Consider the following 24,281-nt stretch of genomic DNA (forward strand, 5'->3'; position numbering starts at 1 on the left):
ATCCACACCATCCACACCATCCACACCATCCACACCATCCACACCATCCACACCATCCACACCATCCACACCATCCACACCATCCACACCATCCACACCGGCCACACCGGCCACACCGGGTCAGGATGCGCCGGCTGCGAACCAGGCCGATGCGCAGGCCGCACCGGCCGGGGAGCAGCCCGAGGCTGACGGCACAACAGACAAGCCTCCGGTGCCGGTGGTCGCGGTCAACCTGCTGGTCCCGATCGAATCGCTCACCGGAGACGCCCCCGCGGACCTGGAAGGGTTCGGCCCGATCCCCGCGGACCTAGCCCGGCAATTCCTGGCCGACCACGACACCGCCGGCGGCGTGATCCGACGGGTGTTCACCGCCCCCGGCACCGGTGAGCTGATCTCAATGGACTCCCGCGCCCGGCGCTACCCAGGACTGCTAGCAGCGTTCGTGCGATTACGAGACCGAACCTGCCGCACCCCGTTCTGCGACGAACCCATCGAACACATCGACCACATCCAACGACACGCCGACGGTGGAGCCACCAGCGTCTCGAACGCCGGTGGGGGCTGCGCCCGCTGCAACTACACCAAAGAACACCCCGACCTGACCATCACCGGCGACGCCGACCAACGCACCACCACCACCCGCGGGCTGAGCGAAACCAGCACACCACCGTCACCACCAGGAGCCGAAAGACCGGTCGCCTTCACCATCCGCGGACTCAGCAAACCCGTCACCATCCGGCTGCCGCGAGAGGCGGTCCTCGCTGGAGATCGTCGCTAAGCCACCGGAAGTGCCCGCCGCACAATCGCGTCGGTATCCACACCGGGAGGCAGTGTGCCGAAGACCCCTGCGTGGTTGCCCAGCACCCTGCTGGTGACGAAAGCATCAGACACGTACGACGGGCTGTGCCGGATCAGCAATGACGCCTGCAGCAGCACCGCCATCCGGGCCGTGATCCAGCGGGCCGAATACTCCGCCGATGCAGCGTCGGAGAGGTTCGCCAACGTCTTCTGCACCTCGACCACCGCGTCGGTCAGCCGGGAGTCTCCCGCCAGCGACACCTCGGTATGCCACGCCTCGACCCCCTCGGGCACCTTCTGCAGCACCCGCAACACGTCGAGCGCGTTGACGTTTCCGCTCCCCTCCCAGATCGAGTTCAGCGGCGATTCGCGGAAGAGCAGCGGCATCCCGGACTCCTCCGCGTAGCCATTGCCGCCGAAGACCTCCAGCGCCTCCGCCGCGAGGAACGACGCCCGCTTGCACACCCAGAACTTCGCCAGCGGCAACGCCATCCGGCGCAATGCCCGCTCGTGCTCGTCCTCCGGCCGCTCCACCGCGAGCGCCAACCGCAACCCGACGTGGGTAGCCGCTTCGGACTCAATCGCCATATCTGCCAACACGTTTGACATCGCCGGCTTGTCGATCAGCAAGCCGCCGAAGGCTGACCGCTGCGACGCGTGCCAGGTCGCCTCGGCCACGCACCGCCGCATCAACGCGGCCGACCCGAGGACACAATCCAGCCGGGTCGCCGCGACCATCTCGATGATGGTGCGCACCCCGGCGCCCTCCTCGCCCAGCCGCCAGGCGAACGCGTCGTGGAACTCCAGCTCCGAGGAAGCGTTCGACTTGTTGCCCAGTTTGTCCTTCAGCCGCATGATCGCGATCTTGTTGCGCGACCCGTCCGGACAGATCCGCGGCAGCACGAAGCAGGTCAGCCCGCCGGGTGCCTGCGCCAGGACGAGGAAGATGTCGTTCATCGGCGCCGAGGTGAACCACTTGTGCCCGCGGATCGTGTACGACCCGTCCGGCTGGGCGGAAGCCACCGTGACGTTGGTGCGGACGTCCGACCCGCCTTGCTTCTCGGTCATGCCCATCCCCGCCAGCAACCCTCGCTTGGTGTCCAGCGGCCGCAATCCGAAGTGGTACTCCGTCGAGGCAAGACCTGGCGTCAGCGATGCAGCCAACGCCGGCGAGGCACCCAGAGCCGGCACCGCGGCGTACGTCATGGTCATCGGGCAGATGTGTCCGGGCTCGATGGCGGCCCACGCGATATAGCCGGCCGCTCGGCGTACGTGCGGCAGCGGTTCAGTGGAAGTCCAGGCAGTGGCGCCCATCCCATGCTCCAGAGAAGTGCGCATGCACCAGTGCCAGCTCGGGTGGAACTCCACCTCGTCGATCCGGTCTCCGAAGCGGTCAAGGGTTCGCAGCACCGGCGGGTAGGCGTTGGCGAGCATCCCGTGCTCGCGCGCCTCCAGCGATCCAGCGACCCAGCCCAGCGGGGTCAGCGACGTCACCAAACCTGCGGCGTCCTCCTGCGCGTACGCGTCCAGAGCATCCAGCAGCGCCCGGTCGGTCAGTACGGCGTTGTGCCCGGCGAGCACAGATGCCTGGTTCTCGGGGTGGCGGGCAAACGGGTCACTCATGCGTCCGAGCGTATGCCTGCACCGTGTGGCGCCCTGGGTAGGTTGTCCTCATGTTGGGTTTGGAGGAGTACCTCGACGCGCTACGTACGGCGACCGCCCGGATGATCGCCGATGCCACCGAACCGCCGCGACCCGACAACGTCGACTGGGACGACGAACCCACCAGCGAGGACGCGGACTGGGACGCGATCAGCCCCACCGCGCCCGAGTGGTCCGTGCGCCAGATCGTCGCGCACCAGGGCATGGTGCACCGCTGGGCCACCGGCGTCCTGACCGGCCGCATCGACATGTCCGCCGGACCGGAGGTGACCGACCTGATCGAGGCCGAAGGCATGAACACCCCCGATCCCGGCGGATGGCTGCAGCGCGGCGCTGAGGCGCTGGAGTGGGTGCTGCGCGGCACCCCGGAGGACGCCGAACTGCCCTTCTTCCTCAAGAACGCCGGCAACCCGCGTGATGCGTGGGCTCGTCGGCAGGCGCACGAGACAACCATCCACTGGATCGACGTGTACGCCGCTCGGCTGGGTTCCGCACCCGACAGCGGCGACCTGGACATTCCCGCCGAGTTCGCCGCTGACGGAGTCGATGAGCTGCTTCGCGGGTTCCTGCCCCGCTCGAAATCCGGTATGCGCACCACCCGCGACGTCACCGTCGCCGTCCACGCCACCGACACCGGCGACACCTGGACCATGCGCTTCGGTTCGGCGCCGCCGCAGGTGTCGACCGGCGCAGTCGGCGATGCGGACTCGACGTGGCACGGGACGGCCGTCGGGCTCTACACCGGCCTGTGGAACCGCGGCGACCAGATCGTGCAAGACGGCCTGGACGTGCTGTCCGTGTGGCGGGAGCGCGCGGCCGTCGCATGGTGAAGTTCGCATGGTGACGCCGGCGCCTCTGCTGCTGCGCGGCCGCATTTTCGATGCCGGGCGGCCGGCGGTCATGGCCATCGTCAACCGCACCCGCGACTCTTTCTATGCGGGCAATCGCCACCATGACGATGAATCTGCTTATCTCGCAGTCGAATCCGCACTCGCTGACGGCGCGGACATCATTGATGTCGGTGGTGTACGCGCGGGACAGGAGGGGGAAGACGTCTCGATCGAGCAGGAGATCGAGCGCGTCGTGCCATTCCTCATCGAGATCCGGCGCCGCCACCCCGAAGCGATCCTGAGCCTGGACACCTGGCGCGCCCCGGTGGCTGCGGCAGCAGCCGAGGCCGGCCTGGACCTGGTCAACGACACCTGGGCGGGCCACGACCCGTCGTTGGTAGAGGTCGCTGGACGCATCGGCGCCGGCATCGTCTGCTCCCACAGTGGCGGCCTGCCGCCGCGCACCGACCCGGTGGCGGTGCACTATGCGCGCGAGGACCAGTCCGAGGAGGAGGCTCTCCTGGCCGACGTACGCCGCGTGCTCGCCGAAGGTGCGCACCGCGCGCTGGCGGTGGGTATCCCCCGTGATCGCATCCTGCTGGATCCCACGCTCGACTTCGGCAAGACGACAGCGCACTCCCTCGCCCTCGTGCGCCACACTCAGGACTTCGTGGACCTCGGATTCCCTGTCCTGCAAGCAATCTCGCGCAAGGACTTCGTCGGCGAGAGCCTCGATCTACCCGCTGACGAACGCCTCGAGGGCAGCCTCGCGGCGACCGCTATCGCCGCGTGGCAGGGCGCCACGGTCTTTCGCACCCACGACGTGCGACCCACCCGGCGAGTGCTCGACATGGTGGCCACCATCCGAGGCGACCGACCGCCCGTCCGCCAGGAGCGGGGCGTCAGCGGGTCTGCTTGATCGCGGCCGCGAACTGCTGCGCGATGTCCAGGTCCGGTTGGGTACGACCACTCGCCGACGCGTGGACGGCCGACACCCCGGTCTCGATCAAGGCAGGAACCGATGCAACCGTCACGCCGCCACCCGCCATAATCTCGATCTGACCCTCAGTGGCCTGCACCATCGCAGCGATCGTGGCCACACCGTCCGGCGCCTTGTCGGCACCGCCCGAGGTGAGCACTCGGCGTACTCCCTTGTCGCGCAGAGCATTAACGGCGCCGACGGGATCAGCCAAGCTGTCGACGACCCGGTGCACGGTCACGCACGCGTCCCCGACCGACGAGACCACACGGTCGATGAAGGTCAGATCGAGCACGCCCGACTGACTCGCGCCCACCACCACACCGTCCGCGCCCCGCTGCACCGCGGTCACCGCGTCGGCGACCATCAGATCCAGCTCCGCCGGCGAATACTCGAAGCCCCCCGGGCGCGAACGCACCAGCACGTGCACTTCCGGCCCGCCGGTCTCGCGAGCCGCGACGGCGGCGTCGATGAGCGCAGCCGACGGGGTCAGACCACCCAGCTCGAGGGCACAGCACAACTCGATCCGGTCGGCCCCGACGGCGGTCGCTACCTCGAAGCCGTGCGGGTCCTGGGCGATCAACTCGAATGCGGGCACTGTCATAGTGGACAGCATGGCCTACGACGACCTGCCCGTGATCGACACGGTGGCGGCCCTGGAGGAGTACGGCGTGCCGCAACCCGCCGTACGCGACAAGGTCCGTGACCATCTGCACGACCTGGACCGGCAATGGATCTCGCACTCCCCCTTCGTCGTCCTGGCCACCTCGAGCCCGGACGGTCGCTGCGACGCCTCTCCGAAGGGTGATTCGCCTGGCTTCGTCAAGGTGCTCGACGACCGCACTGTGGTGGTGCCGGAGCGCGCCGGCAACAAACGGTTCGACGGGTACCACAACGTGCTCACCAACCCGCACGTCGGACTGCTCTTCCTGATCCCCGGTCGCGGCGACACGTTGCGGGTCAACGGCCGCGCCCGTCTGGTCAGCGACGGCCCGTTCTTCGACGACCTCGTAGTGAAGGGGCACCGGCCAGTGATGGCCCTGCTGCTGGAGGTCGAGGAGGTGTTCTATCACTGTGCCAAGGCCTTCATGCGGTCCCAGCTGTGGGAGCCGGAGAGCTGGGATCCGACGGTGATGCCGCGGCATGCGGTGATCGCCAAGGAACTCGTCCGTCAGGACAGCCCGCTGGCCGAACTCGACAAGTATTACGACGTCGAGCGGTACAAGGCTGGCTTGTACCCCACATCGTGACTTGGCCGCAGCTCGATCTGCCGTGGCCGACGAACGCCGCCGTCGAGGGTCCACGTCGCTGGTGGAACGGGCCGCTCGACGTTGAGGGGCTCGCAGTCGGCGCAGTCCGGTCCGCCGTTACCGCCGCCAATGTTCTTGCCGTACAGCGTGGTTCGCGATGGCACGGCACCGTCGACAGTGCGCTGGTGGGTGCGTCGTTCAACTCCATCGCGCTGCTCCGTCGCGACGGGGCACCGGTGCCCGCGTGGGCGGAACTGTCCGGCTTCTTCGAGACCGCCGACGGCTGGGTGCGGTTGCACGGCAACTACCCGCACCACGCGGCGGTCATCCGCAGCTATACCGGAGCCGACGACAAAGCCGGGGTGCAGGCCGCGCTGCGCTCGCGAACCGCTCTGGATGTCGAGCGGGACGTGCGGGCCGCTGGGGGGATCGCGGGCGCCGTACGGTCAAGGGACGTCTGGCGCGCCCACCCGCAGTACCGCGAGGCGGTCGAGGACCGCGGCCTGGTCACCCTGGACGCCCCGATCGGCAGCCCCCGACAACTGACCACGCTCGCCGATGAGGCACCCATGACCGGAATACGGGTGCTCGACCTGACCCGGGTCATCGCCGGACCGACCGCCACCCGGCTGCTCGCAGCACTGGGCGCCGACGTACTGCGGCTGGACCCGCCCCCAACACCAGAGTTGCTGGACCAGCACCTGGATACGGATTTCGGCAAGCGGACCGCACTGGTTGATCTGTCGCAGACGTCCGTTGCGGGACTGCTGGACACGGCTGACGTGGTGATCACCGGCTACCGGCCCGGCGCGTTGGACAGGTTCGGCCTGTCGGCCGACGAACTGCTCGCCCGGCGGCCCTGGCTGGTCAGCGTTGACCTGTCCGCGTGGGGTGCCACCGGCCCATGGGCGCACCAGCGCGGCTTCGACAGCATCGTCCAGGCCGTGACCGGGATTGGCACGACGTACGCCGATCATGGCCGTCCCGGCGCCCTGCCCGTCCAGGCGTTGGACCACGCGACCGGCTACCTGATGGCTGCCGCGGCGATGCGGCTGCTTGCCGCCCGCGAGACGGAGGGCGGTCGTGCTGCACACCTGTCGCTAGCTCGCACGGGAGCCTGGCTGCAGGACCACCCGACCGATCCGGGACAACCCGTGAACGTGACCGAGGATCGCTTCTTCAGCGAATGCGACTGTGGATACGGCCGATTGCGCTACGTACGCCCGCCAGTGGTGGTGGACGGCGAATTGATCGACTACCCCGCGCCGCCGGACGACTACGGGACAGCAGACCTCAGCTGGAACGAGCCGCCAGCGCACCCTTGATCAGCGGCCACTGCAACGGCAGGCGGGCGATCGTGCCCACCTGCATCGCCCGGCGCTGCGGCGTCGGTTTGCGCTCGGCCGCCTGCCAGGCGTCAACAGCCATCTGCACGTTGGCTGGCAGGACGGCCACGAGGAGACCGGCTGATGCCAGACCAGCAACAGACCGGGTCTTCGGCACCACCAGCCCTGCCGCGCAGGCCAGTTCGGCCACGCCGCTGATGTAGACCAACTCGCGTTTTGCGGGCAGCATCTTGGGCACGATGGGCTCGAAGACCTGCGGGCGCACCAAGTGGATGACACCGGATCCGGCGAACGCACCGACGACGATCTTGCTCAGCAGCGGGAGTGACATGCGCGCAGCCTTTCAGATTCACCAGCCTCGGGTGCCGGGTGCCCCTTTGAAAGGACCGGACACCGCGGAGGTGATCCAGCCGCCGTAGAAGTCGCCCTCCTGCGCCTGCACGACCTCGCCGTCGACGGTGCACTGCTGCATCCGGCCCGGATAGACCGCCACATGGCCCAGGAGATCCCCGTACTCCAAGGTCGGATCGGGGTAGTACCAGGCGGCGGACGGCGCGGTCACCTCACCGGCCACCACATCGAGATACCTAGCTGTTCCTTTGAATTCACACCAGCTGCTGCCTTGCGCCGGTTGGAGTACGGCGGGTTCGAACGCCTCCCGGGGCAGGTAGTAGGTCGGTGGGTGGCTGGTTTCCAGGATCTGGATGGCCCGATCGCTCTCGGCAATCTGCTGGCCGCCCAGAGAGATGGTGATGTGCTGTTGGACGTGCCGCAGCGCAGGCGGCCGCGGGTAGTCCCATACCGATTCCACCGACATACCCCGACCTCACCACGCCCACGGCCATCGCGTCATCACCCTCGACCCACCCGCCGGTCACTGCGCGCGCAGCCGGGCTGCCTGACGCGAGAGATGGTCGCGTTCGGCTTCCGTCGTGGCCTGGCTCGCCGCCGTGGCGTACAGCTCGGCGGCTTGCTCGCGATCGCCGGCTTGCTCATGCAGGTACGCCGATGCCGCCGCGTATCGCGGAACCCGCGGGTCCACTTGGTGCAGGTCCGTGAGGCCGTACCGCGGTCCGCGCCACTCTCCCACTGCCACAGCACGATTCAGCCGGATCACCGGTGAGTCGTTGAAGGCGAGTAACTCGTCGTACCACTCGACGATCTGTTGCCAGTCCGTTTCGGCCGCGGTTGGCGCGTCGGCGTGCAACGCCGCAATCGCTGCTTGCGCCTGAAACTCGCCGAGCCGATCCTTCGCCAGTGCGGCCTGCAGAATGTCGATCCCCTCCGCGAAAAGGGCGGTGTCCCACAGACGCCGGTCCTGCTCTGCCAGCGGGACGAGTTGCGCATCCCGCCATCGGGCGGGCCGACGCGCGTGGTGGAGCAGCATCAGCGCCAGCAGCCCCGCCACCTCAGGCTCGTCGGCCTGGTCGAAGACGTTGCGGCACAGGCGGATTGCCTCTGAAGACAGGTCGACGTCTCCGGTGTATCCCTCGTTGAAGACCAGATACAGGGTCCGCAGGACGGTGCTCAGATCACCCGGTTCCTGAAGCGGGACACCCGACAGCTTCTGCTTGGCGCGACTGATTCGCTGCGCCATCGTCGCTTCCGGCACGAGGTAGGCATTGGCGATCTGGCGGGTGGTGAGCCCCGCGACGGCGCGAAGAGTCAGGGCGACCGCGGACGCCGGGGTGAGCGAGGGGTGGGCACACAACAGGTAGAGCCAGAGTGTGTCGTCGTACGCCGACACCTCGCCCGCAGCCGGCTCGCGCGCCACGTCGTCTTCGCGACGCTCGCGTGCCTGGCGACTGCGCACATCGTCCAGGAACCGCCGCCAGGCAGCCGTCACCAGCCAGGCTCGTGGATCACGCGGCGGGTCATCCGGCCAGGTCTGCCAGGCACTCACCAGAGCCGATTGGACCGCGTCCTCGGCCGTGGCGAAGTCAGCGCCACGACGGACGAGGGCGCTGACGACCTGCGGGATCAGAGCCCGCAGGTCGTCATCGGGAATCATTCGGTGATGACCGGCGGCGCGTCCATGACTGGGCGCAACTCGAGCCACTCTCCGAGCGGACGTCCACCAGCGGCGGGCGCAGCGGACAGTTCGCCCGCGAGTTCGACCGCCCGGTCGTAACTGTCCACGTCCACGATCATCCAACCGGCGATCAGATCCTTGGTCTCCGCGAACGGACCGTCCGTGATCGGCGGGCGCCCCTCCCCGTCGTACCTGACCCACACGCCGTCCATGGACAGCCCGTCGGCGGAGACGAACTCGCCGGTTTCGCGGAGTTTGTCCGCGAAGTCGTGCATGAATTGGATGTGGTCACTCCACTCCTGGGGCGTCCACTGGTCTCCGGGCACATCGTTCAGCGCCGGTCGGCCGCCGCGATAGTGCTTGAGCATCAGATACTTGGCCATCGTCGTCTCCTTCATCGGAACGGCCCGTGCGGCCGCCTCACTTCATAGACGGCGCCGATCTCTCGTTCTCTACATCAGCGACGAGGGCTCACGCGCCCGCCTAGAATTCCTCTGATGCCGCTGCCTCGATACTTCCAGCCACAACAGATCGTGCGCAGCGGGACCTGCACCTGGCTGCTAGACACCACGTGGCCGGTCGCCTTAGGCATCGCCGACGACGGGAGCCGTACCGTCCAAGCCTGGCCGTGGCCGCTCGAGCGGGACGGGTCCGAGTTCGACCACGAGGGCCTCGCCGATGGGGTCGGCATCGTGGTGCGCGACGGCACCCAGGTCGTCTGGGCACGGCGGGACGGCTGCGTCGCTGTCCACATCGACCCGAAGTTGCGTCTGGACGCGGCCGATCCGGAAGTGGCGTGGTTGACCGCGGAGTATTACATCGATCCCGGCGACCCGCCCGCGCCGGCGCCCCCTCTGGAGCCCGGACGCATCGTCGCCGTACGCCGCGATGGAACCGCAGTCGATGTCGGCACGCCCGCTCCTGTGCGGGCCATCAACGTGGCCGGAGGCGATGTTTTTGTCACGCTGAGCGATCCGGTTGTTGCGTATCCGCGGGATGGTGGATGGTCGTTCGGGTATCCCACGAGGGTGTTGCGAACCGACCGCGCAACCCTGCTGGGCGGTGAACTCGACGGGCAACTGGTCGATCCTTCGCACGTCCCGGACACACCTGCCTACCGGCGGTACGCCTGGTACTGGTTGGATCCGTGGGAGCAGGTCCAACGGTACGGCGTTCCCGCGGACGGGCTTGTGTGGCAGGCCGGTTCGCAGCCGCGCAGTGACACGATCCGTCGTCGGGTCTACGCCGTCGGTCACGAGCCGAGTTCTGGTGACGAAGTAGTCCGAGTCGATCTCGGGATCGGCTTCGTGCGTGACGTCCAAGCAGTCGGCGATGAGTTGTGGGTCGCCGTCGCTCGTGCGCAGTCAAAGCCCACTCCGGAGAATCCGGGCGCGGATGTGCTCGTAGTCCGCGCGGATGGCTCTGCCCGCGAGGTGTATAAGGCTGACACCCTCGACATCAGCCAGTTCTCGCCGAACCCCCGTCGTCCATCTCAAGAGGAGATCGACGACGCAATCGAGAAGGTGCGGGGTCAGTTCAGCAACCTGGGCGGCTTCTGGACGGCAGACGACGGAAGCTCTCACCCGCTCCTCCGCGGCCTGTCCGAACCCTCGGTCTCCGTCGAGGGTGACTGGCCAACCTCCCGCGTCGTCGTGACGTTCAAGCACACCAGCCGCCCCGACCTCGTCCTGCGGCGGAAACTTCGGATTTTCGACGACGAGGGCTACCCGGTGGACCACGAATATGCGTCGATCCATCTGATGGAGGACCTGGACACTGACCACGTGCCGCCCGCGCAGGACGCCGTCAACGGCGTACTCGACATCTGAACGACAGACGCACCAATGCGGCTACCAGGCAACCGGATTGCCCTGGTAGTCCAGGAACTGGAGCCCGCCATCACGCGCGTGCGCCAACATGACCCCGACCACTCCGTGGGCGCTCTGGGCCACGGTCAGGGTGGCCCCCTCACCGCCCAACTCAGTCTGCACCCAGCCGGGATGCATCAGGAGCAGCGTGACACCTGACGGTGCCCGGGTCGCGTAACTGCGCATGAGCTGGTTCAGCGCCGACTTGCTGGCCCGGTAGACCTCGTGACCGCCACGGGTGTTCATCCCGATGCTGCCCTGACGGGACGACATCACGCCGATCGTCCCGGTGTCGGACACGCGGTCGGCCAAGCGTTCGATGGCGTGCAGCGGGGCGAGGGCGTTGGTGACCATCACCGTGGAGAAGACGTCCGCCGACACCTCCCCTACCGGGACGTCAGGATCGGTGATACCCGCGTTGATGAAGATGAGATCGAGCTCGGCCGGGCTGAATTGCTCTCGCAGACGGTCGATCTGGGCGTCATCGGTGATATCGACACTCTCGATGTGGATGGTGCGTCCTGGCTCATCGGCCAGGTCGTGCAGTTCGGTACGCCGATCGCCGCGAACCGTCCCCGTCACCTCCCAGCCGTGGTCCGACAGTTCCCGTACCACGGCTGCTCCCAACGTCCGGGATGCTCCGATCACCAACGCCTTCTTCGTGCTCATCCGTAGATCCCTTCCGTCGCGCGCCACGCACCGCCTTCACCAGGGGCGTCAGCGCGATGGCCAAACCACCCAGGCCAATTGTGCCGACGGCGACGTCAACGCTACGACGCCCCTGCGGCGCCCAGTACACGTCCTTCAGATCCAGCAACAGCGCTGCCTCGTCGGCGATGAGGGCATTGGCCACGCCGTACCCGATCGGAATCGCCGCATGTTCGCCCATCGCGTTGTTTGCCTCGGCACGGACCGCGAAGCTACCGATGATCGACAGCCCGAGAATACCCAGGTTGTAGTGGTGGAAATGCTCGCCGCCGAGGGAGACCCCTCCGCCTTTGGGTCCGTGGCCGTCCTTGATCCAGTGGGTGAGAGCACGAACACCGGCGAACGTCGCCGTGAACGATCCCCACGCCAGGATGGCGGCCCGTTCGTCTCGACCGATGTCGTGAGTCCAGCTGTGCCTTGTGCGGCGTACCGCCTCAGTCGGGGTCAGCGGTTCTTCGTCTGTGATTGTCACGCCGACCCATTGTGCTCACGCGACTGGGCGTTACCTGAGCACATCAGCCGACTTCGATGATCTCCTCGGTGAGGTCGTGCCCGTTCTCGCACACCAGCTTGACCGTCACCGGCGCACCACAGTCCTCGTGGCGCAATCGCGGAGCCCGACCGGGGATGTGACGGCTCCCCCACGCGTGCAAGCTCAACAGGACCGGCAGCAGCTCGTGACCCGCATCGGTCAGCGCGTACTCGAAGCGCTGGCGTTGCCCGGGCTCCTGGTAGGGCACCTTGGTCAGCACCCCGGCGTCAACGAGCTCGCGCAAGCGGCGGGCCGCGACGGATTCGGTGACTCCGACCCGTTTGACCAGGTGGTCGAATCGCGTTGTCCCATAGGCGACTTCACGAAGAAGGACGAAAGAGACCCTGTTCCCGAGCAGCGCAAGCGAGCGCTCCATCGGGCACCACTGCCCCAGGGGCTGATCCCCGCGGTTCGCGAGCGCCCCAGCCAGCTCAACATCGGTCATGCCCCCCAGGATACCCCTGACTTGACGTATCCAAAGACAGCGGTGACCATCTGACTATGCATCTGCAAAGTCAGCGCATCGTGACTGCCACCCTGGTTGGCTCGGCCTTCCTGACCGGCATCGACCTGTTCATCGTCAATGTCGCCTTTGACGACATCGCCAGGGACCTCGGCAATGCCAGCACCACCCTGAGTCAGCTGAGTTGGATCCTCAATGCGTACGCCGTGGTGTTCGCCGCGCTGCTCATCCCGATGGGGCGCATGGGCGATCGCTACGGCAACCGCCTGGTCTTCATCCTCGGGCTGAGCCTGTTCACGCTCTCAAGTGCGGCATGTGCCGCTGCGGGTTCGGTGTGGATGCTCGTAGCGTTCCGGGGTGTGCAGGCCGTCGGCGCTGCTGCGATGACACCGACCAGCCTCGGTCTGCTGCTGGCGAGCTTGCCTGCAGCGCAACGGCGTCCGGCTGCTCGCGCCTGGGCTATGACCGGTGCCCTCGCAGCCTCGGTCGGTCCCGCCCTGGGCGGTGGGCTGGTCAGCTTGTCCTGGCGGTGGGCCTTCCTGATCAACGTGCCAGTCGGCATCCTGATGCTGGTAGCCGCGCTGCGCTACGTGCCCGACGTCCGCCACGACAAGTCGACCCCACGACCTGATCTCCTCGGCGCCGCTCTGCTCACCGCATGCATCGCCGCTCTCGTGTTGGCGATCGTGCAGAGCACAGACTGGGGGTGGGTCAGTTCAGGGGTGATCACCGCACTGGTCGTCGCTCTCGTCCTTGGCGGTGCGTTCGCGTGGCGCACGGCCAGGCATGCGTCGCCGATGATCGATACCCGGCTGTTCGCGACCCGTAGCTTCACCTCTGCGGCCGCCACGACGTTGGTCTTCAACCTCGGGTTCGCCGGGTCGTTGCTGGCCCTGATCCTGTGGATGCAGGAGGTGTGGCACTGGTCAGCACTGACCACCGGCCTGGGCGTGGCCCTTGGCCCCCTCTTGGTGCCCATCACCTCACTACTGGCGCACCGCATCGCACCGACTATGCGGCCCGCGATCATGATCTGCACCGGATGCATCGTCTGTGCAGCGGGCGCCGCCCTGACCGCCGTCTCGCTGAGGGCGGGCGGGAACTATTGGATCGGCGTACTGCCCGGATGGCTGCTGGGCGGCATCGGCGTCGGCCTGGCCATGCCCAACCTCGTCGCTGCGGGCACGGCTGAACTTCCCCCGGCGGCGACCTCCACAGGGGGTGGAGTGATCTCGATGGCCCGCCAGGTCGGAATGGCGTTCGGCATCGCGGTCCTGGTCACCATCATCGCCAACAAGGTCCCACGCGACGCGCTACCGACAGCGCTGCTGGTCGTCGCGGGCATGCACGTGGCGGCGGCGCTCGTCGCAACTCTCATGCTGCGCCCCAACCGCCAGCCGGTGGCGGCGCCGTCCACTCCACAGCTGTCAGCGTGACGCGCCGCGCGAGCACTGCCAACCACGAAAACGAGGGCCCGCTACGGTTCCTCCATGTCCTGGAAGGAGCTACTCGCGGCGCTCGCGATGGTTGGCGGTGTCGCCGGTTGCTCCGATTCTCTGGCGGCCCCGGCCGAACTGCCCCTACCGGCCTTTGCGAGATCCGTGGCCACAGACGACGCGTCCGACGTCGACGATCCCATGCGCTCACAGCTTGTGGTCGCTGACATCGCTGACCACCCGACGAGCGAGTTGATCGCCTTCTACCGAGACCGCTTTCCTGCGTCCGCGGGATGGAAGGAGCAGACCGTCGACGAGGGTCGCCGCCTGTGCCTGGTCCGCTCGGGTGACCATGTAGAGGTCGTTCGGGTCGATGATTACCAGGGCAGCCGCGTGCCAGCGGCGAGCGGCCGATACCTGCTGAGTTCAGCCGTTTTCGAGGAAGCCGAGTACGAACCCGCCGCGCAGTGTCGGCTGACTCACCTATGGACGCCGATCGATCTCCTGGGCGAGCAGAGCCCCAGCTGAGCAAGAGTCTCAGCTGGTTTCCGGGTAAGCAAGCTTGTAGTGCCGGTCATAAACCCACCTCGAACACCGACCAGCAGATCGGGTTTCTCCGACGCTGATCTTCTAGTACCAATGCCTTTACCTGAGTAGGCAATCGGTCGTGCTGCCAGTCGTTCTCAGCGAGTCGAGCGTCTTCGACGCCATCCGAAGGGGCAGCCGCCATCACAGCCTTGATGGCATACGCAGCGGCCCCAAGGTCGTGCTCCGCGACGTGCGCTACGACGGCCGCTTGTCCGGCCGAGTAGGCAGCCCACCGAGGTGCTCCGCGCAGCGGGCGGGCGGCACCCATTGCGTGACCACCGGCCGCACGGGCAATCATCACGCCGACCTCGCCACTGGCCCACGCCCTGATCGCAGCGATAGCTTCACGCGGACGCGGATCACTCGGCACCTGCGCCTCAAACAACCCCAGCACGTGCTCGGCGCAGTCAGCTGCCCACAACCCCAGAAGGTGGTGGTCCTCGTCGACCAGGGCGCCGCCCCGTCGGATGGTGATCAACCGCGGATCACGGACCGGAGGCAGGATCACTGCGCACCAGCGCCAGGTCAGAGAATGACGGTCGCGAACTCGCCGACCTGACGGAAGCCCACCGACGTATAGGTGCGCACGGCCGCCTCGTTGTAGTCGTTCACGTAGAGCGTCACGGTGTGCGCATAGAAGTCCAGCACCTGCTGCACGACGGCATTCATGGCAGGAATCGCGATGCCCTGGCCGCGGCGATCCGGCGCGACCCACACGCCCTGGATCTGCGCCACACCGCTGGCCACGGACCCGACGTCCGCCTTGAAAACCACCCGTCCCCGTTCGACCAGCACGAACGTCTGGCCGGCCCCGATCAACGCGCTGACCAGTCGCCGGTAGTCGCGGTCGGAGCCAACGTACGGCCGGTAGCCGATCTCCTCGGTGAACATGTGCGCGGAGGCCGGCAGCACCAGATCCACCTCGTCGGGCCGGGCTGGGCGCACCCGCGGGTCGACCTCCCGGCCGTCGGCCAGGGGCGCAGTACTGACCGCCATCATCGGCTGCCTGCGCCGCAGGGATCGCGGCGGGCCCCAATGCCGTTGGAGACGGTCCCACAGCCCCAACACCTGGTCGGCGTCGCCGAACAGCGAGGAGGTGCGCCGCTGGTGCCGGCGCAACCGCTCGGCGTACGCGTCCAGGGCCGCGTCGTCGGCGTTCACCGGGACGACGTTGGCGGACATCCAACAGAGCGACCGCAGCCCGTCGGCGTCGTCGACACCGAGGGCGGACGAGGTGGCGTACGCACCGCCCTCCAGGAGCCGGGCGGCGACGAAGACGTTGGTCAGCGGGTCCAGGTCGCACACGTCGAGAGCGGCGGGATAGTCATCCCGACCGAGCACCCTCGCCCCGTGCATGATCCGCAACACCCTCTAAGAGTGCCTGCCCCACCTCAGCCAGAGGTGCGAAACGCCCAAGTAAGTTGCTCCTGTGTCCGTCAATCCCGCCGACTTCGTCGTCGGTACTCCTGTCCACCTGAACTTCCGCAAGTGGGATGACCGCGAGCACTGGCAGAGTGATGGCGTCCTTCTGGGCGAGGACGAGTACGGCGTGTGGCTGGGCTTCCGTGCCGGGTGCAGGCACTACCGACCAGGCCATTCCTTCACTGCTTCCCCCGATCACGTCATCGCCATCCCCCGCAACGAAGGTTGGGTCGGGCGGCTCTACGACACCCCCACCGATGACGGTGTCAGGATCTACGTCGACCTGTCATCCACCACCACCTGGACGGCATCCGACAACGGCCTCGTGGCCACGTTGATCGACCTCGACCTGGATGTCATAGAGAACGGAGACGGGTACTGCTTCATCGACGACGAGGACGAGTTCATCGAGCACCAGTCGCTGTTCGGCTATCCGCCCGAGGTCATCGCCCGAGTGCGCGCCGACGCCGATGCGCTCCTGGAGGAAGTCCATGCCCATCGGCCACCCTTCGACGATGACACGACCCAGAACTGGCTGGGAACACTGCGAAGTCTCTGAAGGTACGGAGTTTCATCCGCGTTCTGCTGCCCCGCCTTGCTTAGCTAGTGAGGTGGACACCGTCGCGCGCCCCGGGACCCCGGTGCACGTCAACTTCACCAAGTGGGACGGGCGCCAGCACTGGCAGTCCGACGGGTTGCTGCTTGGTGAGGACGAGTACGGCGTGTGGGTGGGCTTCTCCGCGGACAGCGAGTTCTACCGTCCGGGCAAACGGGTCACGGCGAAGCGTGATCACACGCTGCTGTTCCCGCGCGACGAGGGTTGGGTCGGGCGGCTCTACGACACCGCCCCCGAGGGCCTGATCCGGTACTACATCGACCTCTCGAGCGTGCCGGTCTGGACCTCGGTAGACGTCGGGCTCGAGGTGTCGATGATCGACTTCGATCTGGACGTGGTCGAGCGCGGTGGGCAGGCGCCGTACATCGATGATGAAGATGAATTCCTCGACCACCAAAGGCTTTTCGGCTACCCGGACGAGGTCGTCGCCCAGGTCCGCAAGGACGCTGACGGGTTGCTCGCCGACGTGCAGGCGGGGCGCGCGCCCTTCCGGCAGGACGTCGTACGCCGATGGGTCGACGCCCTGCGCAACCTCGGCTGACCAACTCGCCCAGATGCGCGACTTATCGACAGACGCGCGGGTTATAAGCCGAGCAAATGTCGATAACCCGCGCGTTTGCTGCGCGCAACGGGTCAGCTGATGGTGACGGCAGGGGCCGATCCCTCGACCGGCTCCATCCCCTCGGCGATGCGCATCGCTTCCTCGATCAGCGTCTCCACGATCTGCGACTCGGGGACGGTCTTGATGACCTCGCCCTTGACGAAGATCTGGCCCTTGCCATTACCGGATGCGACACCGAGATCCGCCTCGCGGGCCTCACCGGGACCGTTGACGACGCAGCCCATGACGGCCACCCGCAGCGGAACTTCCATCCCCTCCAGGCCCTTGGTGACCTGCTCGGCCAGCGTGTAGACGTCGACCTGCGCGCGGCCACAGGACGGGCAGGAGACGATCTCCAGCTTGCGGGGCTTGAGGTTCAGGCTCTGCAGGATCTGGTTGCCGACCTTGATCTCCTCGACCGGCGGCGCCGACAGGGAGACCCGGATTGTGTCGCCGATCCCCCGCGACAACAACGCGCCGAACGCGACCGCGGATTTGATGGTGCCCTGGAAGGCCGGGCCGGCCTCGGTCACCCCGAGGTGCAGCGGCCAGTCGCCCCGCTGCGCCAGTTGCTCATAGGCCCGGACCATGACGACCGGGTCGTTGTGCTTGACCGAGATCTTGAAGTCGTGGAAGTCGTGCTCCTCGAACAGGCTCGCCTCCCAGACCGCCGACTCCACGAGGGCCTCCGCGGTGGGCTTGCCGTACTTCTCCAGCAAACGCTTGTCGAGCGAGCCCGCGTTGACCCCGATCCGGATCGAGACGCCGGCGTCCTTGGCGGCGCGCGCGATCTCCTTGACCTGGTCGTCGAACTTACGGATGTTGCCCGGGTTCACGCGCACGCCGGCACACCCGGCGTCGATGGCGGCGAAGACGTACTTCGGCTGGAAGTGGATGTCGGCGATGACCGGGATCTGGCTCTTGCGGGCGATCATCGGCAACGCGTCTGCGTCGTCCTGGCTCGGGCAGGCCACCCGCACGATGTCGCAGCCGGCCGCGGTGAGTTCGGCGATCTGCTGCAGCGTGGCGTTGATGTCGGTGGTCGGCGTGGTGGTCATCGACTGCACCGAGACCGGGGCGTCGCCGCCGACCTCGACCTTCCCGACGCGGATCTTGCGGGACTTGCGCCGGGGCGCAATCAGCTGCGGGGCTTCTTTGACCGACGGCATGCCGAGCGAGACACTCATGCACCCAGTATCCCCCAGGGTGGCGCCGCTCCCAGCCACCCGCCGTACCGTCACTCCTATGAAGCTGCAGCCGATGGTGCACGTCGAGGATCTGAACGCGAGCCTGGAGTTCTACCAGTCGCTCGGCGGAAGTGTGCTGCACGCCGACCCGGACGGTGATTTTGCCCTCCTCCAACTGGCCGACGGCACCGAACTGTCGCTCCTGGCGCACCCGCCGAACCCCGAGCAGCACGAGGGCGAGGTGGAGCTCAACTTCGAGGCGACCACAGATGAGTTGACCGAGTTCGCGTCGTCGCCCTACGCCGCCGGGGACGTGGAGAGCACCGGCTTCGGCCAGCAACTGATCCTGCGCTCCCCCAGCGGCCTGCTGATCAAGCTCAACAATTTCGGCGGCTAGCAGCGGCTAGAACTTCACCGGGTTGACGATGTCGGCGTACATCAGCAGTGCCGACATTCCGATCAGCACCAGCGCCACGGCGTACGCCACCGGCAAGCCCTTGGCCACGTCGACGTAGATCTCGCCGGTCTGCCCGCGCAGCCGCGCGATCCGCCGCTTCACTCCCTCCCAGAGCGCGCCCGCGATGTGCCCGCCGTCCAGCGGCAGCAGCGGCACCAGGTTGAAGACAAAGAGCGCCAGGTTCAGCCCGGCCAGCAGGCTGAGCAGCATCACGACCTTGTCCTGCAACGCCACGCGCGAGTCGTTCGCGACGTCACCACCGAGTCGTCCGACGCCGACCACCGAGACCGGCGAGTCCTGATCGCGCTGCTGCCCGCTGAAGGCGGCCTGGAACACGCCCGCCATCTTCTGCGGCAGCTTCAGGAAGACGCCAGCGGTCTGGGCCAGACCGTTGCCGATCGTCGCCGGAACCGCCGTCACCGGTTGCCGCTCGTAGACGTGCGTCGACGCCAGGGCGGCGCCCACCATCCCGGTCTTCTCGGTGACCGCCTTGCCGTTCGCGTCCGTGACCGCGTTGCCGTCGGCATCGAGCTTGGGCAGGGTGCCTTCCTCGGGCGTGACGTTGAGGGTGAGCTCCTGACCGTCCCGACGTACGACGATCGGCACCATCTCGTTCGCATGTGGACGGATCTGCTGGGTCACCTGGGTGGGCGTCGTCACAGCGACCCCGCCCACCGAGACGACCTTGTCGCCGTCCTTCAGCCCGGCTTTGGCAGCCGGACTGCACGCCGTGCTCGTGCACGGCGCGATCCCGCCCAGCACGGTGCCGGTGATCTTCGGGGTGCCGATCCCGACCAGGATGATCAGCATCAACACCGAGGCGATGACCAGGTTCATGAACGGCCCACCGAACATCACGGTGACCTTCTGCCAGGTCTTCAACCGGTAGAACGCCCGTTGATCATCGGCCTCACTGACCTCCGCCTGCGCTTCGTCGCGCATCTGGTCCACCAGTTGACTGAAACGACCGGTGGACGCGTTCGCGGCGCGATGTCCTGGCTTCGGCGGAAACATGCCGATCATCCGGATGTAGCCGCCCAGCGGGATCGCCTTGATGCCGTACTCGGTCTCCCCCCGGGTCCGCGACCACACGGTCGGGCCGAAGCCGACCATGTACTGGGTCACCTTCACGCCGAACCTCTTGGCCGGCACCAGGTGCCCGATCTCGTGCAGCGCGATGGACAGCGCCACACCGAGGGCGATGAGCAGGACGCCGACTACGAACAGCACATCCGGCAGTGTCGCACGCGGGTCTGTCAGTCTTTCAACACTTCGTGGGTACGCGCCCGCGCCCAGTCCTCGGCGGCCAGCACCGTGTCGAGATCCAGCTGCGTGTCAGGGGTGTGCTCATCCACGACGCGTTGCACTGTCGGCACGATGTCGGTGAAGGCGATCTGTCCGGCGTGGAACGCCTCGACGCACTCCTCGTTGGCGGCGTTGTAGACCGCCGGGTACGTCGCGCCCGCTTCCCCGACCTGCCGGGCGAGGCGCACCGCCGGGAACGCGTCGTTGTCGAGCGGCTCGAAATCCCAGCTGCGGGCCTGCGTCCAATCGATCGGCGCCTCCGCGTCCGGCACCCGGTGCGGCCAGTCCAGCCCGAGCGAGATCGGCACCAGCATGCTCGGTGGCCCGCACTGGGCAACCGTTGAGCCATCGACGAACTCGACCATCGAGTGGATGTACTGCTGCGGGTGAACGACCACCTCGATCTGCTCGAACGGGACGTCGAACAGCAGATGTGCCTCGATGACCTCCAGGCCTTTGTTGACCAGCGTGGCCGAGTTGGTGGTGATGACCTTGCCCATGGCGAAGTTGGGATGGGCCAGCGCCTGTTCGGGAGTCACTTCCTTCAGTCGCTCAGGTGACCAGCCGCGGAACGGGCCGCCGCTCGCGGTGACGACCAATCGGCGTACCTCGGGTTTGGTCCCTGCCATCAGGCACTGGGCGATGGCGCTGTGCTCACTGTCCACGGGCACCAGCTGACCCGGCTTCACCAGGGCCTTGACGAGCGGACCCCCGACGATCAGCGATTCCTTGTTCGCGAGGGCCAGCGTGGAATTAGCTTGCAGCGCAGCGAGAGTCGGACGCAACCCGATGGATCCAGTGATGCCGTTGAGGACCACGTCGGCGCCACTCTGCGCGACCGCCACGCTCGCGTCCGGTCCGGTGACGATCTGGGGCACGTACGCCGATCGCCCGGCTTCCCGCGCGACCTCACCTATCCGCGTGGCCAGGTCTCGCTCCTCCCCCGCGGCAATCCCGACCAGCTCGGCCTGCAGTTGCACGGCTTGCTGCGCCACGAGGTCAAGATCCCGACCACCCGCGCTGATAGCGATCACCCGGAATCGGTCCGGGTTGGCGGTGATTATCTGGATGGCCTGGGTGCCGATGGAACCAGTCGACCCGAGCAACGCGACGGTGCGTGGTGAACTCACGGGCGCCATTCTCCCCCTGCCCCTTTTTCACCGGGTTCGGATGTCATTGGCGCATCGGAGTCGTTCGAACCAGCCAACGGTGACCAAACCCAGTGGCGGGATCGCTCGCCGCCCTGAAAAGACTTCCCATCTCGACGTGGTCGAAGGTCGAAGACAACCCGATGAACCAGACGCCCTTCACTGCGCAGGTCATCGACTGAGCCTTTGCGGTTGGACCTGTCGACGTTACGTCAGGTGACACGCGACAGTGCGTGGTGAATTCGCGGCGGCCTTCATCGCCAGGTAAGGATCGCAGCAGATGTAGTCTTGTTCTACGATGTAGCACATGGATGTCGGTATTCGCGCGCTTAAACAGAACGCGTCACAGGTAGTTGCTGCTGCCACAGCCGGGGAGTCGGTCACCATCACCGATCGTGGGCGTCCGGTGGCGCGCCTGACTCCGCTCGAAGAATCCTTGCTCGACCGATTGATTGCGTCTGGGGCCGCACGGGCACCCCTACGCTCTCTCGCCGATCTTCCCGCTCCACAACTCGAAGCTGAGCTCAGTTCCATTCTGCAAGAGATGCGTGAAGACGAGCGCTACTGATGATCTACGCCGACACCTCAGCGTTGGTGAAACTTGTTGTGCACGAACCAGAGTCCTCCGAGGTCCATCAGCTTGCCACCTCAGGCACCGTGCTGGTTTCCAGCGATCTCGCCCGGACGGAATTGTTGCGTGCGGCTCGGCGTATCGCGCCCGCAGCAGTCGGCGCGGCACGCGATGTCCTGGCCCGGTTGGTTCTCCTGAGAGCAACGTCGGCAATCTTCGACGCAGCAGCGGTGCTGGAGCCCAACACCTTGCGCAGCCTGGACGCAGTACATCTGGCGAGCGCGTTGACACTGGGTGACGAGTTGGAAGGCGTGCTGACCTATGACGAGCGTCTGGGTGACGCGGCGCGCGCACTCGGGCTCACGGTGTTGGCACCCGCCTGAGAAGCCGTCTTGGCAGGATGGCGCCATGAGTGCATCGTCCGGCACGTCCCGCAAACGCTGGCTGATCCCAGCTCTGGTCCTCCTGGCCTGGCTGGCGGTGGGTAGCTTCACCGGACCGTACGCCGGCAAGCTCGCCTCCGTCTCGACCAACGACAACACCGCCTTCCTGCCCGCGTCGGCGGAGTCGACCAAGGCGCAAAAGGAACTGGAGAAGTTCCAGGACACCAGCGAGGTGCCAGCGATCGTGATCGCGGTGCGCGAGGGCGGCATCACCGCAGCGGACAAGGCGTGGCTGACCAAACAGACCCAAGAGTTCGCCGGCAAGAGCGGCTTCGGCGCCCAGATCTCTCCGCCGATCCCCTCCAAGGACCAGAATGCCGCACAGGTCTTCGTCCCGATCGACAGCGCGGGCGAGCCGGGCGACACGGTGACCACCCTGCGCGATGCGCTGCGCAGCCCGCCGGACGGGCTGACCGTCAAGGTGACCGGTCCGGCCGGGCAGATCGCCGACCTGAGCGAAGCATTCAAGGGCATCGACGGGTTGCTGCTGCTGGTCGCTGGCGGCGTCGTGATCCTCATCCTGATCGTGGTCTACCGCAGCCCGATCCTGCCGTTCGTCGTTCTGATCTCCGCGATCTTTGCGCTCGGATTGGCCTCTGGCGCAGTCTATTTCCTCACCAAACAGGGCATCCTCGACCTCAACGGTCAGAGTCAGGGCATCTTGTTCATCCTCGTCTTCGGGGCGGCGACGGATTATGCGCTGTTGCTGATATCCCGGTTCCGCGAAGAGTTGATGCACACCCAGGACAAGGTCGCTGCTCTGCGGTCGGCGTACCGCGCCACCATCGAACCCGTCGCCGCCTCCGCCGCCACCGTCATCCTCGGAGTGCTGTGCCTGCTGCTGTCTGACCTGAACTCCAACCGCAGCCTCGGACCGGTTGCGGCGCTGGGCATCGTGGCCTCCTTCCTGGCTTCGATGACCTTCCTGCCTGCGGCCCTTGCCCTCTTGGGCCGCAAGGCGTTCTGGCCGTTCGAGCCCAAGGTCAGCGATGAAGCGGCCGACGGACAGGGGCACAAGTTCTGGTCACGGGTAGCGCACTGGGTCGCGTCCAAGCCGCGCAAGATCTGGATCACGACGACACTCATTCTCGTGGCGGCTGCCGCGTTCGCACCGACCTTCAAAGCCGACGGCATCGCCACCACCGACTACTTCATGGGCACGGTCGGCTCGGTCGAAGGCGCAAAGCTGCAGGCGGAACACTTCGACGCGGGCAGCGGCTCACCCACCTGGGTCATCACATCCCAAGACACCGCGAACGACGTTGTGGCTAAGGCGAAGTCGACTGCTGGTGTGGCGTCCGCCGAGGTCCTGAGTGCCGACGGTCAGCCGGTCGTCAAGGACGGTCGCGTCGCCGTCCAGGTAGTCCTGAAAGACAACGCCGAGTCGCTGCCCGCCCAAGCCACCGTCGAGAAGCTGCGGGACGCCGTACATGCCGTTCCCGGCTCCGATGCGCTCGTCGGCGGCACCACAGCCACGGACCTGGACACCCGGCTGACCTCGATCCACGACCGCAACCTGATCATCCCGGTCGTGCTGGTCGTGGTGCTCGTAGTGCTCATGCTGTTGCTGCGCAGCATCCTCGCGCCGGTGCTCCTGTTGGCGACCACCGTGCTGTCGTTCGCCGCCACCCTGGGCGTTGCGGCGCTGCTCTTCAACGGCCCGTTCGGCTTCGCCGGCGCCGATCCGGTGGTGCCATTGTTCGCCTTCGTCTTCCTCGTGGCCCTCGGGATCGACTACAACATCTTCCTGATGACCCGCGCCCGCGAGGAGTCCCTCCAGCACGGCACCCGCGAGGGCATCATGCGTGCGCTCACCTCTACCGGCGGTGTGATCACTTCTGCTGGCGTGGTCCTCGCGGCGACCTTCGCCTCGTTGGCGGTGATCCCACTGCTCTTCCTGGTCCAGGTCGCGTTCCTGGTCGCCTTCGGCGTCCTGCTCGACACGCTCATCGTGCGCACCCTGCTCGTGCCCGCGCTGACCATCGACATCGGCCCGAAGACCTGGTGGCCCAGCGCGTTGTCGCGCAGAGCGCAGTGAC

29 protein-coding genes are annotated in these 24,281 nt (G+C 66.9%); 15 read left to right on the forward strand and 14 right to left on the reverse strand.

What is annotated here, in order from left to right:
- Together AZH51_RS16040 and AZH51_RS16045 are read left to right on the forward strand one after the other, a co-directional pair.
- Positions 1 to 189, forward strand: a 189-nt coding sequence (locus tag AZH51_RS16040) for a hypothetical protein (RefSeq protein ID WP_291525860.1), incomplete at its 5' end; no start/stop codon positions are given.
- A gap of 22 nt (positions 190 to 211) precedes the next feature.
- Complete coding sequence (locus AZH51_RS16045; protein WP_291525861.1) at positions 212 to 778, forward strand: HNH endonuclease signature motif containing protein; 567 nt, start codon at positions 212 to 214, stop codon at positions 776 to 778.
- Here the strand turns inward: AZH51_RS16045 and AZH51_RS16050 are convergent.
- Entirely contained in the window at positions 775 to 2,421 is a 1,647-nt protein-coding gene (locus AZH51_RS16050; protein WP_291525862.1) for an acyl-CoA dehydrogenase family protein, read from the reverse strand. The genes AZH51_RS16045 and AZH51_RS16050 overlap by 4 nt on opposite strands.
- Before the next feature lie 50 nt (positions 2,422 to 2,471).
- Between AZH51_RS16050 and AZH51_RS16055 the strand changes: the two genes are divergently transcribed.
- Together AZH51_RS16055 and folP are read left to right on the forward strand one after the other, a co-directional pair.
- Positions 2,472 to 3,290: a maleylpyruvate isomerase family mycothiol-dependent enzyme gene (locus AZH51_RS16055; protein WP_291525863.1), complete on the forward strand. Its 819-nt coding sequence runs from the start codon at positions 2,472 to 2,474 to the stop codon at positions 3,288 to 3,290.
- Positions 3,291 to 3,297: 7 nt separating this feature from the next.
- On the forward strand, positions 3,298 to 4,209 hold the full coding sequence (gene folP, locus AZH51_RS16060; protein WP_291525864.1) for a dihydropteroate synthase: 912 nt from the start codon (positions 3,298 to 3,300) through the stop codon (positions 4,207 to 4,209).
- Here folP and AZH51_RS16065 read toward each other — a convergent pair.
- Positions 4,193 to 4,873, reverse strand: a complete 681-nt coding sequence (locus AZH51_RS16065; RefSeq protein WP_291525865.1) for a copper homeostasis protein CutC — start codon at positions 4,871 to 4,873, stop codon at positions 4,193 to 4,195. The two genes, folP and AZH51_RS16065, sit on opposite strands and share 17 nt — an antisense overlap.
- A 10-nt stretch (positions 4,874 to 4,883) precedes the next feature.
- Between AZH51_RS16065 and AZH51_RS16070 the strand changes: the two genes are divergently transcribed.
- Together AZH51_RS16070 and AZH51_RS16075 are read left to right on the forward strand one after the other, a co-directional pair.
- A complete protein-coding gene (locus tag AZH51_RS16070) occupies positions 4,884 to 5,519 on the forward strand; it encodes a pyridoxamine 5'-phosphate oxidase family protein (RefSeq protein WP_291525866.1) in 636 nt (211 codons plus the stop codon).
- Positions 5,516 to 6,844: a CoA transferase gene (locus AZH51_RS16075; RefSeq protein WP_291525867.1), complete on the forward strand. Its 1,329-nt coding sequence runs from the start codon at positions 5,516 to 5,518 to the stop codon at positions 6,842 to 6,844. Before AZH51_RS16070 ends, AZH51_RS16075 begins: the two co-directional genes overlap by 4 nt.
- Here AZH51_RS16075 and AZH51_RS16080 read toward each other — a convergent pair.
- The 4 genes from AZH51_RS16080 to AZH51_RS16095 are packed head-to-tail and all read right to left on the reverse strand — an operon-like array spanning position 6,813 to position 9,280.
- Positions 6,813 to 7,196, reverse strand: coding sequence for a DoxX family protein (locus AZH51_RS16080; protein WP_291525868.1), 384 nt, complete (start codon positions 7,194 to 7,196; stop codon positions 6,813 to 6,815). The two genes, AZH51_RS16075 and AZH51_RS16080, sit on opposite strands and share 32 nt — an antisense overlap.
- 18 nt (positions 7,197 to 7,214) lie before the next feature.
- Positions 7,215 to 7,682, reverse strand: coding sequence for a DUF427 domain-containing protein (locus AZH51_RS16085; protein ID WP_291525869.1), 468 nt, complete (start codon positions 7,680 to 7,682; stop codon positions 7,215 to 7,217).
- A gap of 57 nt (positions 7,683 to 7,739) precedes the next feature.
- Entirely contained in the window at positions 7,740 to 8,876 is a 1,137-nt protein-coding gene (locus AZH51_RS16090) for a sigma-70 family RNA polymerase sigma factor (protein ID WP_291525870.1), read from the reverse strand.
- A complete protein-coding gene (locus tag AZH51_RS16095; RefSeq protein WP_291525871.1) occupies positions 8,873 to 9,280 on the reverse strand; it encodes a YciI family protein in 408 nt (135 codons plus the stop codon). Before AZH51_RS16095 ends, AZH51_RS16090 begins: the two co-directional genes overlap by 4 nt.
- 114 nt (positions 9,281 to 9,394) lie before the next feature.
- On the opposite strand from AZH51_RS16095, the gene AZH51_RS16100 reads away from it, so the two are divergent.
- Positions 9,395 to 10,726, forward strand: coding sequence for a hypothetical protein (locus tag AZH51_RS16100; RefSeq protein WP_291525872.1), 1,332 nt, complete (start codon positions 9,395 to 9,397; stop codon positions 10,724 to 10,726).
- 21 nt (positions 10,727 to 10,747) lie between these two features.
- Here the strand turns inward: AZH51_RS16100 and AZH51_RS16105 are convergent, their stop codons facing one another.
- Genes AZH51_RS16105 through AZH51_RS16115 form a run of 3 tightly spaced genes read right to left on the reverse strand, consistent with a single transcriptional unit; the run spans position 10,748 to position 12,450 of the window.
- Positions 10,748 to 11,380 carry an SDR family oxidoreductase gene (locus AZH51_RS16105; RefSeq protein WP_291526057.1) on the reverse strand — a complete coding sequence of 211 codons (633 nt, stop codon included), beginning with the start codon at positions 11,378 to 11,380 and terminating at the stop codon, positions 10,748 to 10,750.
- Positions 11,292 to 11,945 (reverse strand): hypothetical protein, encoded by a 654-nt coding sequence (locus AZH51_RS16110; RefSeq protein ID WP_291525873.1) that lies wholly within the window; start codon positions 11,943 to 11,945, stop codon positions 11,292 to 11,294. The genes AZH51_RS16105 and AZH51_RS16110 overlap by 89 nt, the downstream gene beginning before the upstream one ends.
- A 43-nt stretch (positions 11,946 to 11,988) precedes the next feature.
- Positions 11,989 to 12,450 (reverse strand): helix-turn-helix domain-containing protein, encoded by a 462-nt coding sequence (locus AZH51_RS16115; RefSeq protein WP_291525874.1) that lies wholly within the window; start codon positions 12,448 to 12,450, stop codon positions 11,989 to 11,991.
- An 80-nt stretch (positions 12,451 to 12,530) separates the two neighbouring features.
- Here AZH51_RS16115 and AZH51_RS16120 point away from each other — a divergent pair, with 80 nt between their 5' ends.
- Together AZH51_RS16120 and AZH51_RS16125 are read left to right on the forward strand one after the other, a co-directional pair.
- A complete protein-coding gene (locus AZH51_RS16120) occupies positions 12,531 to 13,904 on the forward strand; it encodes an MFS transporter (protein WP_291525875.1) in 1,374 nt (457 codons plus the stop codon).
- Between the two features lie 54 nt (positions 13,905 to 13,958).
- Positions 13,959 to 14,432, forward strand: a complete 474-nt coding sequence (locus AZH51_RS16125) for a hypothetical protein (protein WP_291525876.1) — start codon at positions 13,959 to 13,961, stop codon at positions 14,430 to 14,432.
- Positions 14,433 to 14,478: 46 nt separating this feature from the next.
- On the opposite strand, the gene AZH51_RS16130 is transcribed toward AZH51_RS16125, so the two are convergent.
- Positions 14,479 to 15,000, reverse strand: coding sequence for a putative immunity protein (locus AZH51_RS16130; RefSeq protein WP_291525877.1), 522 nt, complete (start codon positions 14,998 to 15,000; stop codon positions 14,479 to 14,481).
- Positions 15,001 to 15,017: 17 nt separating this feature from the next.
- Entirely contained in the window at positions 15,018 to 15,860 is an 843-nt protein-coding gene (locus AZH51_RS16135; protein WP_291525878.1) for a DUF4081 domain-containing GNAT family N-acetyltransferase, read from the reverse strand.
- Positions 15,861 to 15,921: 61 nt separating this feature from the next.
- On the opposite strand from AZH51_RS16135, the gene AZH51_RS16140 reads away from it, so the two are divergent.
- Positions 15,922 to 16,473, forward strand: a complete 552-nt coding sequence (locus AZH51_RS16140; RefSeq protein ID WP_291525879.1) for a DUF402 domain-containing protein — start codon at positions 15,922 to 15,924, stop codon at positions 16,471 to 16,473.
- A 52-nt stretch (positions 16,474 to 16,525) separates the two neighbouring features.
- A complete protein-coding gene (locus tag AZH51_RS16145) occupies positions 16,526 to 17,071 on the forward strand; it encodes a DUF402 domain-containing protein (protein WP_291525880.1) in 546 nt (181 codons plus the stop codon).
- Between the two features lie 92 nt (positions 17,072 to 17,163).
- On the opposite strand, the gene ispG is transcribed toward AZH51_RS16145, so the two are convergent.
- Positions 17,164 to 18,318, reverse strand: coding sequence for a flavodoxin-dependent (E)-4-hydroxy-3-methylbut-2-enyl-diphosphate synthase (gene ispG / locus AZH51_RS16150; protein WP_291525881.1), 1,155 nt, complete (start codon positions 18,316 to 18,318; stop codon positions 17,164 to 17,166).
- A 58-nt stretch (positions 18,319 to 18,376) separates the two neighbouring features.
- Between ispG and AZH51_RS16155 the strand changes: the two genes are divergently transcribed.
- Positions 18,377 to 18,715, forward strand: a complete 339-nt coding sequence (locus tag AZH51_RS16155; protein ID WP_291525882.1) for a VOC family protein — start codon at positions 18,377 to 18,379, stop codon at positions 18,713 to 18,715.
- A gap of 6 nt (positions 18,716 to 18,721) precedes the next feature.
- Here AZH51_RS16155 and AZH51_RS16160 read toward each other — a convergent pair whose 3' ends face one another.
- Positions 18,722 to 20,005, reverse strand: coding sequence for an RIP metalloprotease (locus tag AZH51_RS16160; protein WP_291525883.1), 1,284 nt, complete (start codon positions 20,003 to 20,005; stop codon positions 18,722 to 18,724).
- 26 nt (positions 20,006 to 20,031) lie between these two features.
- Positions 20,032 to 21,219 carry a 1-deoxy-D-xylulose-5-phosphate reductoisomerase gene (gene dxr / locus AZH51_RS16165; protein WP_291525884.1) on the reverse strand — a complete coding sequence of 396 codons (1,188 nt, stop codon included), beginning with the start codon at positions 21,217 to 21,219 and terminating at the stop codon, positions 20,032 to 20,034.
- A 316-nt stretch (positions 21,220 to 21,535) separates the two neighbouring features.
- On the opposite strand from dxr, the gene AZH51_RS16170 reads away from it, so the two are divergent.
- From AZH51_RS16170 to AZH51_RS16180, 3 genes are read left to right on the forward strand one after another with little or no spacing between them, the layout of a single operon-like run.
- Positions 21,536 to 21,796, forward strand: a complete 261-nt coding sequence (locus AZH51_RS16170) for a type II toxin-antitoxin system Phd/YefM family antitoxin (protein ID WP_291525885.1) — start codon at positions 21,536 to 21,538, stop codon at positions 21,794 to 21,796.
- Positions 21,796 to 22,182 carry a type II toxin-antitoxin system VapC family toxin gene (locus AZH51_RS16175; RefSeq protein WP_291525886.1) on the forward strand — a complete coding sequence of 129 codons (387 nt, stop codon included), beginning with the start codon at positions 21,796 to 21,798 and terminating at the stop codon, positions 22,180 to 22,182. Before AZH51_RS16170 ends, AZH51_RS16175 begins: the two co-directional genes overlap by 1 nt.
- A gap of 25 nt (positions 22,183 to 22,207) precedes the next feature.
- A complete protein-coding gene (locus AZH51_RS16180; RefSeq protein ID WP_291525887.1) occupies positions 22,208 to 24,280 on the forward strand; it encodes an MMPL family transporter in 2,073 nt (690 codons plus the stop codon).
- Position 24,281 lies beyond the last annotated feature (1 nt).

This window comes from Branchiibius sp. NY16-3462-2, assembly GCF_001594145.1.
Lineage (GTDB): Bacteria > Actinomycetota > Actinomycetes > Actinomycetales > Dermatophilaceae > Branchiibius.